Below are 10,549 nucleotides of genomic sequence, written 5' to 3'. Positions count from 1 at the left end.
CGTCGTCGCCTTGGTAGGCCATTACCCCACCAACAAGCTGATAGGCCGCGGGCTCATCCTGCACCGCCGGAGCTTTCCACCTTCCACCATGCGGAAGAAGGTCATATCCGGTATTAGACCCAGTTTCCCGGGCTTGTCCCAGAGTGCAGGGCAGATTGCCCACGTGTTACTCACCCGTTCGCCACTGATCCACCCCGAAGGGCTTCACCGTTCGACTTGCATGTGTTAAGCACGCCGCCAGCGTTCGTCCTGAGCCAGGATCAAACTCTCCGTGAATGCTTTCGCACCTCGGAAGAGCGGCACAGCAACCACCGGAATAGGGTGGCCCTGCGCACTGCGTCCTCGCTAGTGTCTTACTTAAAAGGAATCTCCAACCGAGCAGATGCCCGGCCGGGGATGTCAACATATCTGGCGTTGACTTTTGGCACGCTGTTGAGTTCTCAAGGAACGGTGGCTTCCTTCGGACTGCCTTCTGGCAGGCCCTCCGGGCGCTTCGTTCTTTCGTGTTTCCAGCTTATCAGACGTTTTCGCCTGACTCGCTTTTGTCTTCCGCGACCTGACGGCCTGTCCGACGTTTCAAACCTTAGCCGATCCTCGCTCCGAAAAGCGAATCCAGCCGCAATCCATATAAACGCACACGACAAATACCCAGCCCGCAAAAGGGTGCGAACCGGCTCGGATCAGAAGTGGTGTTCCAAGGATTGGCCGCCCCGGGACCGTCCACACAGAACGCGTGTCCGGTGCTCCCTGCCGAGCGACTAGGGAACAGTACTCCTCCTGTCCCCCGGAGGCAAACGCCCAGGCCCGCTCCGCGAAAACGGTTCGCCCGTTCGACCCCACGGGTCGCATCCTCCTCACCATGGACGAACCGAAGCACCGCATCCGTGCGCTGCACACCAAGGAGACCGTCACCGTCTACCAGGCGTACCGGCCGGAGATCGGGGTGGCGGCGGCCCGCGACGGGCGTTTCCCCTCCTCCTGGAGCCGGACTCGGATGACGTGGATCAAGCCGTCGTTCCTCTGGATGATGTACCGCTGCGGTTGGGGGGAGAAGGAAGGACAGGAGACCGTGCTCGCGGTCGAGATCTCCCGGGCCGGCTTCGAGTGGGCGTTGCGGCACGCGTGCCTCTCCCACTACGAGCGCGGGCTCCACTCCGACCAGGCCGCTTGGAAGCGCGAGCTCAAGCGGGCGCCCGCTCGAGTGCAGTGGGACCCGGAGCGGGACCTGCACCTCAAGCCGCTGCCGTACCGCTCGCTCCAGCTCGGCCTCGCCGGGGAGGCGGCGGGGCGCTACGCGGACGAGTGGACGGTGTCGATCACGGACGTGACCCCGCTCGCGCACCGGGTCCACGCGTTGGTGCGGAGCGGCGACCTCGGCGCAGCGGCCGCGTTGCTGCCGCAGGAGCGGCCGTACCCGGCGGGGCCGGAGCTGCTGGCCCACCTCGGGGCGTGACCCTGCCGTATGGCGCGCGTCCTTGCCGTCAGTGCCCCGGGAACAGAGCTGAGCGGCGAGCTCGTCCGAGCACGAGCGGCAACCGGGTCCGGCGCAAGGTCGGGCGGGTCGTCGCGGAGTTGCGGCGCCGCGACGGTCAGCGTGTCGACGGGTCCACAGGCCTGTGGGCTCCGGCGCTGGCCCCGGCTCCGGAGGGCGGTGCACGGTGAGGGACTTCCTGGTGGCCGTCGGGGCCGACTGCGTGGGTGCCCTGGCGGCTGCCACGTTGACCACGGCCGGCGCCTGGGCCACGAAGGTGATCCGTCTGCGGAAGGGCCGGGAGGATTCGCGGTGAGTCGGTGCCGCGGCTGACAGAGGGTCAGTGGGCGTGCTCCGGCGTCGGCTGGTCGGGGTCGTACGGGAGGGCCCAGGCGCGTTCGCCGCTCAGAACCTCGGCCGGGGGCCAGGTGTCCCGGAGGACGGTGGCAAGGGCGGGGGCGGGGCTGCTCAGCAGCTCCGGGGTGCGCAGGCCGCCGCCCCTGCGTGGGGAGGAGATGGTGACCGGGGCGGCAAGGAGGGTGTCGCCCCAGGGGGCGAGGGCGGTGGCGAGTCGGCCGTCGAAGGGCTCGCCCGTCCCCGTGATGCCGGTACCGGTACCGGTACCGGTACCGGTGCCGTGGACGGCGTCGGCGAAGCGGCCGTAGGTGTCGGCCTCGACGGAGATCCAGACGCCGAAGCTGACGGTCCGTCCGTCGGTGAGCCGGACGGGGAGCAGGGCGCGGACGAAGCCGCCGAGGGTGCGGGTGAGCACGGTCTGCTCGGACGCGAAGGTGACGACCTGTCGGCGCTCCTGCTCGGTGAGGTCTGCCACCGGGTCCGGCAGGTCGTGGTCGAAGGCGGGTGTCGCGGTGCTCAGTGGCTCGCCGCAGCGGCCGCAGAGCGGGGCGGCCACCGGTTCCGCCCGGCCGTCCGGGCCCTGGACCGCGGCCCGGGCCTTCTCGGCGGCCGCGTCCGGGGCCCGGACGGCCAGGTAGGAGAGGTCCTCGTGCCAGGCCTCGGGGGTGAGGCGGACGAGCAGGCTGCCGGGGACGGCCGGGTCGGGGGCCGGCAGGTCGGCGATGGCGCCGTCGGCCTTGAGCATGCCGAAGACGCCCGTCCGCCCCACCTGCGTGTCCCCGTACGGCTGTGCCCGCACGTACGGGCCGATGTCCACCACCTCGCCGACGGAGTCGGTCAGGCGGAAGAGCTCCTCGCGCAGCAGTCCGGCGTGGTAGCGGGTCCGCTGGGTGCTCTTGGTGCCGTAGAGCCGCCGTCTCAGCAGCAGGCCGAGCACCAGCCCGATCGGTGTTCCGATGACGAGCGCGACGATCACTACGTCGAGCAGGTCCGAGTCGTCCATGGTCCGCTCCCCCGTCCCCCGTGGTTGTCGGGCGGAGCGTAGTCAGGACGGGGGCGTCATGTCGATCACCGGTCGGCGGGCTGACCGGGGGTCAGGCGGTGACCACGGCCAGGACGAAGCCGTCGTAGCCCTTGGAGCCGACGGTCTGCAGGGCGGTGGCGGTGAGGCGGGGGTGGGCGGCGATGAGTTCGGTGAAGGTGCGGACGCCCTGGACCCGGGGGTCGTCGGAGGCGGGGTCGGTGACGGCGCCGTCGCGGACGACGTTGTCGCCGATGATCAGGCTGCCGGGGCGGGTGAGGCGCAGCGCCCAGTCCAGGTAGGCGGGGTTGGAGGGCTTGTCAGCGTCGATGAAGACCAGGTCGAAGGGGCCGTGGCCCTCGGCGGCGAGCTGCGGGAGGGTGTCGAGGGCGGGGCCGCGGCGGAGGTCGACGCGGTCGGCCAGGCCGGCCCGGGTGAGGTTGGCGGTGGCGACCTCGGCGCAGCGGGGGTCGGCCTCCAGGGTGACCAAGTGGCCGTCGGCGGGGAGGGCGCGGGCGAGCCAGATGGTGCTGTAGCCGCCGAGGGTGCCGATCTCCAGGACGGTGCGGGCGCCGCTGATCCGGGCCAGCAGGTGGAGCAGCTTGCCCTGGTTGGGGGCGACCTGGTGGGCGGGCAGTCCGGCGCTGTCGCTGTCGGCGACGGCGGTGAGGAGGGCCTCGTCCTCCTCGACCAGGAGGGCGTTGAAGTAGTCGTCGACGGCGGTCCAGGTCTGCTGCATAGTCAGTTCCCTTTCGATACTCACTGCGTGCCCAGCAGGAACCTACTACAACCCGCCCCGCCCAGGACAGGCCGGTCTACCCTGGGCGGCATGGCTGAGCCCGTGACCGTGGCGGAACCGTCCGCCGGTGTGGAGGCCCTGGCCCGGCTGGTGGCCGGGCGGGGCGTGGTGGTGCTGAGCGGCGCGGGGCTGTCGACCGAGTCGGGGATCCCGGACTACCGGGGCGAGACCGGCAGCCGTCGGCGCGGCTCCCCGATGACCTATCAGGAGTTCACCGGGAGCGAGGCGGCCCGCCGCCGCTACTGGGCCCGCAGCCACGCCGGCTGGCGGACCATCGCCCGGGCCGAACCGAACGCCGGGCACCGCGCGGTGGAGCGGCTGCGCCGCTCGGGGCACGTCTCCGCCGTGATCACCCAGAACGTCGACGGCCTGCACCGGGCGGCCGGCACCCGGGACGCGGTGGAGCTGCACGGCGGGCTGGACCGGGTGGTCTGCCTGACCTGCCGTCACCTCAGCTCGCGGACCGAGCTGGACCGGCGGCTGACCGAGCTGAACGGGGAGTTCGCGGACCCGGGCGCGGACCGCCGGGCCGACGGCGACGCCGTGCTGCCGGACTCGGCGATGCAGGGCTTCCGGGTGGCGCCGTGCACGGAGTGCGGCGGGGTGCTCAAGCCCGACGTGGTGTTCTTCGGCGAGAGCGTGCCCAAGCCCCGGGTGGAGCGCTGCTTCGACCTGGTGGCCGCCGGGCAGGTGCTGCTGGTGCTCGGCTCCTCCCTGACCGTCATGTCCGGTCTGCGGTTCGTCCGGCAGGCCGCCAAGGACGGCACCCCGGTCGCGATCGTCAACCAAGGCCCCACCCGGGGCGACGAGTTGGCGACCGCGCGGCTCGCGCTCCCGCTCGGCCCGGCCCTCGTCGAGCTGGCGGACCTGGTCGGCGGCGCGGCCCTGCGCGGCTGACCGTTCGGACCACGCGGAGCCGTCCGAACGGGCAGACCCGTGAAACCGCCGTTCCCTCCCGTTACCTGCGCCGTCCGCCGCCACGTCCTGATGGGCAACACCGCCACCGGGCGGTCTGCATGGCCGGCATGCGACGACGACAACGGAAGGCACAGCGGAGATGAACGAGCTCCCGTCCGACACGCCTCGCAACGAACTGCCGACGATCGACCTCACCCCGGCGGGCCCCGACAGCCACTGGTCACGACGGTCGCGCCGCGGCCGCGTGGTCGGCGGCGTGGTGGCCGCCGCGCTCACCGTCGCGGGCCTGGCGGCCCTGCTCGGCGGACACCTCCGGCCGGCCGACAGCGCCGGCGGCACCGACGACACGGTGCGGCTCGCCGCGGCCGCCGGGCCCACCGCGAGCGCCGGTGCCTCACCGGACACGGGCCTGGTCCCGGTGACCGGGCGCGCCCTGCTCGGCCAGCTCCTGGACGCGCTGCCGCCGTCCGTCCCGACCAGCGGCCACGCCGCCGAGACGGCCTACGTCGACGAGGACTCCCGGGAGACCGTCGCCCAGGTCTACCTGACCACCCCCCGGGGCACCGGCATGGTCCGTGCCTTCGTCGGCTACGCCAGCCCGGACAAGGTCTGCACCGCGCAGACCTCCTGCCGGGTGGACGACCGGGGCAACAAGTACACGGTCAGTCACATGGCCGACAACTGCGTCCAGGACACCGTGATCTGGATGGTGCACCCCGACGGCACCGGCATCCAGCTGAACCTGGCCACCTGCCTGGCCTGGGACGGCACCGGCAACAAGAAGGGGGTCCTGCCGATGACCGAGGAGGAGGCGGTCCGGCTGGCCGGGGACCCGGGCATCCGGCGCATGATCACCCCGGCCGCCCGGGACGCGGCCCAGACCCGCTTCCCGCAGGTGCCGCGCCTGACCAGCTGACGGCGGGTCGGGCGGCGGCCGTGTCCCGGGCGGCCGCCGCCGCCCGGCAGGGCGTCAGTTGCCGACCGAGCCGCCGGGGCCGATGTCGGTCGGCCGGTGGATGTGGGCCACCCGCCCGTAGCGGTCCGGCTCCTGCCGGTGCGCCTCCGGGTGGTCGAACTGCCGATCCCGCCGACGGCCCATGACGAGCCGTCGGATGCCCGAGCCCAAGGCGGTGAGGATTCGCTTCACTGTGTACCCCCGTACGTGGCTGGCGGGGCCCGACCGGATCGGGCCCCGCCTCCACGGTAGGACGGCGGAACGGTCCTGGGGAGGGCTGCCGCAGCGGAACCGTCCGGAGTCACGAGCTGTACCGAACCGGCCGCCGATTTCAGCAAGTTCAGCCAGGTGGGAGGAGTGGCCGGGGTGCCCACGGAGTGGAACGGGGCTGACCGATCGGGTGCGACTTGGCACACTGCTCACCGTCCCCCACGACACCCCCTCCTCTGGAGCCTCCATGGCACTGCCCCAGGGCGCACTCGGCCACCGTTACCAGGGCGAGCACCCGCTCCGGACCCTGCTCTTCCTGATCCGCCCCGACCGCGCCCGCGCCGCCCTCGCCGTCCTGGTCTTCCTCGCCAAGCACTCGCCGATCTGGCTGCTCCCGCTGGTCACCGCCAACGTCCTGGACGTGGTGGTGGAGCACCGCCCGCTGGCCGAACTCTGGTGGAACACCGGCCTGTTGCTGGTGATCCTGGCCCTCAACCTGCCGCTCCACCTGCTCTACGTGCACTGGATGCACGGCACCATCCGCCGGATGGGCACCCGGCTGCGCAGCGCGCTCTGCCACCGGATGCAGCAGCTGTCGATCGGCTTCCACGCCCGGGTGACCGCCGGGGCGCTCCAGTCCAAGGTGATCCGGGACGTGGAGAACATCGAGAACGCCGCCCAGCAGACCGCCGACAACGGGCTGGCCGCCTTCGCCACCCTGCTGGGCGCGCTGGCCGTGATCGGCTGGAAGGCCCCCGCCTTCCTGCCGGTCTTCCTGGTGCTGGTGCCCGCCGCCGCCTACCTGGTGACCAGGCTGCGCACCCGGCTGCGCGACCAGAACGAGTCCTTCCGCCGCGAGGTCGAGCAACTCGCGGGCCGGGTGGGCGAGATGACCACCCTGATCCCGGTCACCCGGGCGCACGGCCTGGAGCGCACCGCGCTGCGCCGGATGGACCGGACCCTGGACCGGGTGCTGCACGCGGGCCTGCGGCTGGACCTGCTGAACGGCCGGTTCGGCGCGCTCTCCTGGATCCTGCTGAACGCCATCGGCGTCGGCTGCCTGGCCGGGGCGGCGGTGGCCGCGTACCAGGGCTGGTGGGGCGTCACCCCCGGCGCGGTGGTGATGCTCAGCGCCTACTTCACCTCGCTCACCGGCTCCGTCACCGGTCTGCTGGCGCTGGCCCCGCAGCTCGGCAAGGGCTTCGCCTCGATCCGCTCGGCCGGGGAGGTCCTCCAGGCACCCGACCTGGAGGAGAACGCCGGCAAGGCCGAGGTCACCGCCGTCCGCGGCCGGATCGACTTCCGCGGCGTCACCCTGCTGCACCCGGGCGCGGACCGGCCCGCGGTGGCGGGGCTGGACCTGAGCGTGCGGGCCGGGGAGACCATCGCCCTGGTGGGCGGCTCGGGTGCGGGCAAGTCCACCGTGCTCAACCTGGTGATCGGCTTCCTGCGCCCCACCGAGGGCCGGATCCTGCTGGACGGCACCGACATGGAGACCCTCGACCTGCGCAGCTACCGCCGCTTCCTGTCGGTGGTCCCGCAGGAGCCGGTGCTCTTCGACGGCACCGTCCGGGAGAACGTCGCCTACGGCCTGCGGGACGTCCCGGAGGAGGTGCTGGACACGGCGCTGCGGGACGCCAACGCGCTGGAGTTCGTCGACCGGCTGCCGCACGGCAGGGACACCCTGCTCGGCGAGCGGGGCGTCCGGCTCTCCGGCGGGCAGAAGCAGCGGCTGGCCATCGCCCGCGCGCTGGTGCGCGACCCCCGGGTGCTGGTGCTGGACGAGGCGACCTCCGCGCTGGACCCGCGCTCGGAGGCGCTGGTGCAGCAGGCGATGGCCGAGCTGGTGAAGGGCCGCACGGTCTTCGTGGTCGCACACCGGCTCTCCACCATCCGGGCGGCCGACCGGATCGCGGTGCTGGAGCACGGGCGGCTGGTCGAGCTGGGCAGCCACGCCGAGCTGATCACCGGCGGCGGCGCGTACGGCGCCCTGCACGCGGCAGCCGCCTCCTGACCGGGCGGCCCGGCACCGCCTCCTGACGGCCTCTCAGCGCGGCGGCCGCTCGGCCGAGCCGCGGGCGACCAGGCGGGTCGGGAGGACGGTGCGCCTGGCCGGGGAGGTGTCCCCGGCCAGGCGGTCGAAGAGGGTGCGGGCGGCGGCGGTGCCCAGGGCCGTGGGGTCCTGGGCGACGACGGAGAGGCCCGGGGTGAGCAGATCGGCGAGTTCGAGGTCGTCGAAGCCGAGCAGGGCCGGCGGGCGCGGGTGGTCCGGCGGGAGGTGGTGCAGGGCGGCCAGGGTGATCCGGTTGTTCGCGGTGAACAGGGCGGTGACCGGCTCGGGGCCGCTGGTGAGGCGGGCCACCGCGGCCGCCACCCGGGCCCGGTCGCTCGGGCCGCTCTCGATCCAGCGCTGATCGACCGTCAGCCCGGCGGCGGCCATCGCCTCCCGGTAGCCGCGCAGCCGTTCGGCGGCGGTGTGCAGGTGCGGCTGGTCGCCGACGAAGCCGATCCGGCGGTGGCCGTGCCGGATCAGGTGGGCCACGCCGTCACGGGCGCCGCCCGCGTTGTCGCTGAGCACCGCGTCCGCCCCGATCCCGGCGGCGGGGCGGTCCAGGAAGACCACCGGGGTGCCGGACTCGGTCTCCGGCAGCAGGTACCGGTGGTCGTCCCCGGCCGGGACCACGATCAGGCCGTCCACCCGGCGGGCGCAGAAGGCGAGCGCCAACTCCCGCTCCCGGTCCGGGTCCTCCCCGCTGGAGCCGGTGAACAGCAGGCAGCCCTCGGCCCACACCACCTCCTCCACCGCCCGGGTCAGGGCGGAGGAGAACGGGTCCGCGATGTCCTCCAGGAGCAGCGCGACGGAGGCGGTGCGGCCGGTGCGCAGCAGGCGGGCGCTGTCGTTGCGGCGGAACCCGAGGGCGGCGATGGCCTCGCGGACCCGGGCGGCCGTCTCCTCGGTGACCCCGCTCTCGCCGTTGACGACCCGTGAGACGGTCTTCAGCCCGACCCCGGCGGCTGCCGCCACGTCCTTCATGGTGGGCCGGGCGGTGACGGGGCGGCTGGTCATACCGGGAGCATACGGCTCCCCCGCGCGGCTCAGCCGAGCACCAGGGCGGTCCAGGCCTCGGCCAACAGGCGGTGGCCGGCCGGGGTGGGGTGGATGCCGTCGGTGGCGATCGCGGCCGGGCCGCCAGCGGTGCGGGCGGCCTGGTTGAGCAGGCCGTCGGCGGCGAGCAGCAGGGCGCCGTACTCCTCGGCGAGGCGCCGGACCACCTGGATGCGGGCGTCGAGGTCGGGGCGCCAGTCCCACTGGGCCGGGGCGACGGGGAGCAGGAAGGGTTCGACCAGCACCAGGCGGGCGGTGGGGTGACGGTCCAGCAACTCGTCCAGCAGGGCCCGGTAGTGGCCCTCCCAGGGGTCGATCGGGGACTCGATGCCGCCCTCCCGCCACCGCCAGGTGTCGTTCACGCCGATCAGGAGGGAGAGCAGGTCGGGGTGGTGGGCCAGGGTGTCGTCGGCCCAGCGTTCGCGGAGGTCGGTGACGCCGTCGCCGGAGACGCCGCGGTTGAGCAGGGTGGCGCCGGGGTGGGCCGCGCGCAGGGCCGGGGCGGCGAGGGCCGGGTAGCCGTGGCCGAGGTCGGAGGGGGAGGCGAGGTGGCGTCCCGCCCGGGTGATGCTGTCGCCCTGGAAGAGCACGGTCGGGTGCGGCGGCAGGTCGATCGGCATGCGGGCGGGCCTTCCTGACGGTCGGTCGGACGGGGTCAGCGTACGGGAGCGGCGGACCGGGGCGCCGAGCTCCTGGACAACGTTGTCATCGGCGGCGAGAATCGGCCCGTTCCCACCGACCCCCATCTGCGGAGCTGCCACCCATGAGCATCCGGACTCCCGACTCCCTGCTGGCCGCGATCGACCTCGGCGGCACCAAGACCGCCGGCGGGCTGGTCGACTCCGAGGGCGTCCTGCTGCACCGGGTGCAGGTGCCGACGCCCGCCCGGGGCACCGAGAAGGAGATGGCGGCCGCCGTCGCCGCCGTCCTGGACCTGCTCGCCGCGCACCCCGGCTGGGCCGCCGTCCGCGCCGTCGGGATCGGCAGCGCGGGGCCGGTCGACATCGAGGCGGGGACGGTGAGCCCGGTCAACATCCCCAGCTGGCGGGCCTTCCCGCTGCGCGCCGAGGTCGCCGCCCACCCGGCGGTGGCCGGGCTGCCGGTGGTGCTCGGCGGGGACGCGGTGGCGATGACCGCCGCCGAGCACTGGTGCGGCGCGGCGCGGCCCTACCGGGACGTGCTCTGCCTGGTGGTCTCCACCGGGGTCGGCGCCGGACTGGTGATCGGAGGCCGGCTGCACACCGGGCGCACCGGCAACGCCGGCCACCTCGGCCACATCACCGTCGACTTCGACGGCCGCCCCTGCCCGTGCGGCTCCCGCGGCTGCCTGGAAGGCCTCGCCAGCGGGACCGCCATCGCCCGCACCGCCGCCGAGTCCGGCTGGCGCTCCCCCGACGGCGACACCTCCGCCGGCGCCGTCGCCGCCTCCGCCCGCACCGGCGACCCGCTCGCCCTCGCCGCCTTCGACACCGCCGCCCGCGCCCTCGCCGCCGGCATCGCCGCCACCGCCACCCTCGTCGACCTCGACGCCGCCGTCATCGGCGGCGGCGTCGCCCAGGCCGGCGACCTCCTCTTCACCCCGCTCCGCCGCCACTTCGCCGCCTACGCCGCCCTCCCCTTCGCGGCCCGCACGGTCCTCCTCCCGGCCGAACTCGGCACGGACGCGGGCCTGATCGGAGCGGCCGCGCTGGCCCGCACGGCCTCCCGCTGAA

10 protein-coding genes and 1 rRNA gene are annotated in these 10,549 nt (G+C 73.7%); 5 read left to right on the top strand and 6 right to left on the bottom strand.

What is annotated here, in order from left to right; genetic code table 11:
* Positions 1–276 (bottom strand): 16S ribosomal RNA (locus tag ACIA8O_RS20485); the annotation flags it as partial.
* 583 nt (positions 277–859) lie between these two features.
* Between ACIA8O_RS20485 and ACIA8O_RS20480 the strand changes: the two genes are divergently transcribed.
* A complete protein-coding gene (locus ACIA8O_RS20480) occupies positions 860–1,453 on the top strand; it encodes a DUF4291 domain-containing protein (RefSeq protein WP_396295321.1) in 594 nt (197 codons plus the stop codon).
* A gap of 358 nt (positions 1,454–1,811) precedes the next feature.
* On the opposite strand, the gene ACIA8O_RS20475 is transcribed toward ACIA8O_RS20480, so the two are convergent.
* Both ACIA8O_RS20475 and ACIA8O_RS20470 read right to left on the bottom strand, forming a co-directional pair.
* On the bottom strand, positions 1,812–2,831 hold the full coding sequence (locus tag ACIA8O_RS20475) for a DUF2199 domain-containing protein (protein WP_396295320.1): 1,020 nt from the start codon (positions 2,829–2,831) through the stop codon (positions 1,812–1,814).
* Between the two features lie 91 nt (positions 2,832–2,922).
* The gene (locus ACIA8O_RS20470) at positions 2,923–3,588 is read right to left on the bottom strand and encodes an O-methyltransferase (RefSeq protein ID WP_396295319.1); all 666 of its coding nucleotides are present in this window, start codon (positions 3,586–3,588) and stop codon (positions 2,923–2,925) included.
* A gap of 90 nt (positions 3,589–3,678) precedes the next feature.
* On the opposite strand from ACIA8O_RS20470, the gene ACIA8O_RS20465 reads away from it, so the two are divergent.
* Complete coding sequence (locus tag ACIA8O_RS20465) at positions 3,679–4,545, top strand: NAD-dependent protein deacetylase (RefSeq protein ID WP_396295318.1); 867 nt, start codon at positions 3,679–3,681, stop codon at positions 4,543–4,545.
* Between the two features lie 160 nt (positions 4,546–4,705).
* A complete protein-coding gene (locus ACIA8O_RS20460) occupies positions 4,706–5,482 on the top strand; it encodes a hypothetical protein (RefSeq protein ID WP_396295317.1) in 777 nt (258 codons plus the stop codon).
* 54 nt (positions 5,483–5,536) lie between these two features.
* Here ACIA8O_RS20460 and ACIA8O_RS20455 read toward each other — a convergent pair whose 3' ends face one another.
* A complete protein-coding gene (locus tag ACIA8O_RS20455) occupies positions 5,537–5,713 on the bottom strand; it encodes a hypothetical protein (protein ID WP_396295316.1) in 177 nt (58 codons plus the stop codon).
* A 265-nt stretch (positions 5,714–5,978) separates the two neighbouring features.
* Here ACIA8O_RS20455 and ACIA8O_RS20450 point away from each other — a divergent pair, with 265 nt between their 5' ends.
* Positions 5,979–7,745: an ABC transporter ATP-binding protein gene (locus ACIA8O_RS20450; protein WP_396295315.1), complete on the top strand. Its 1,767-nt coding sequence runs from the start codon at positions 5,979–5,981 to the stop codon at positions 7,743–7,745.
* Positions 7,746–7,778: 33 nt separating this feature from the next.
* Here ACIA8O_RS20450 and ACIA8O_RS20445 read toward each other — a convergent pair whose 3' ends face one another.
* Entirely contained in the window at positions 7,779–8,798 is a 1,020-nt protein-coding gene (locus ACIA8O_RS20445) for a LacI family DNA-binding transcriptional regulator (protein ID WP_396295314.1), read from the bottom strand.
* Positions 8,799–8,827: 29 nt separating this feature from the next.
* Entirely contained in the window at positions 8,828–9,457 is a 630-nt protein-coding gene (locus ACIA8O_RS20440; protein WP_396295313.1) for a GDSL-type esterase/lipase family protein, read from the bottom strand.
* A gap of 143 nt (positions 9,458–9,600) precedes the next feature.
* Between ACIA8O_RS20440 and ACIA8O_RS20435 the strand changes: the two genes are divergently transcribed.
* The gene (locus tag ACIA8O_RS20435) at positions 9,601–10,548 is read left to right on the top strand and encodes an ROK family protein (RefSeq protein WP_396295312.1); all 948 of its coding nucleotides are present in this window, start codon (positions 9,601–9,603) and stop codon (positions 10,546–10,548) included.
* The last annotated feature ends 1 nt before the right edge of the window (position 10,549 follow it).

It is taken from the genome of Kitasatospora sp. NPDC051853 (assembly GCF_044452665.1).
Taxonomy (GTDB): Bacteria; Actinomycetota; Actinomycetes; order Streptomycetales; family Streptomycetaceae; genus Kitasatospora.
The sequence above is the reverse complement of the archived record's forward strand: the minus strand, read 5'-3'. Positions and strand labels throughout refer to the sequence as shown.

Coding starts and splice junctions, on each gene's coding strand:
- ACIA8O_RS20480 (WP_396295321.1), top strand. CDS start 860: ATGGACGAACCGAAGCACCGCATCCGTGCGCTGCACACCAAGGAGACC.
- ACIA8O_RS20475 (WP_396295320.1), bottom strand. CDS start 2,831: ATGGACGACTCGGACCTGCTCGACGTAGTGATCGTCGCGCTCGTCATC.
- ACIA8O_RS20470 (WP_396295319.1), bottom strand. CDS start 3,588: ATGCAGCAGACCTGGACCGCCGTCGACGACTACTTCAACGCCCTCCTG.
- ACIA8O_RS20465 (WP_396295318.1), top strand. CDS start 3,679: ATGGCTGAGCCCGTGACCGTGGCGGAACCGTCCGCCGGTGTGGAGGCC.
- ACIA8O_RS20460 (WP_396295317.1), top strand. CDS start 4,706: ATGAACGAGCTCCCGTCCGACACGCCTCGCAACGAACTGCCGACGATC.
- ACIA8O_RS20450 (WP_396295315.1), top strand. CDS start 5,979: ATGGCACTGCCCCAGGGCGCACTCGGCCACCGTTACCAGGGCGAGCAC.
- ACIA8O_RS20445 (WP_396295314.1), bottom strand. CDS start 8,798: ATGACCAGCCGCCCCGTCACCGCCCGGCCCACCATGAAGGACGTGGCG.
- ACIA8O_RS20440 (WP_396295313.1), bottom strand. CDS start 9,457: ATGCCGATCGACCTGCCGCCGCACCCGACCGTGCTCTTCCAGGGCGAC.
- ACIA8O_RS20435 (WP_396295312.1), top strand. CDS start 9,601: ATGAGCATCCGGACTCCCGACTCCCTGCTGGCCGCGATCGACCTCGGC.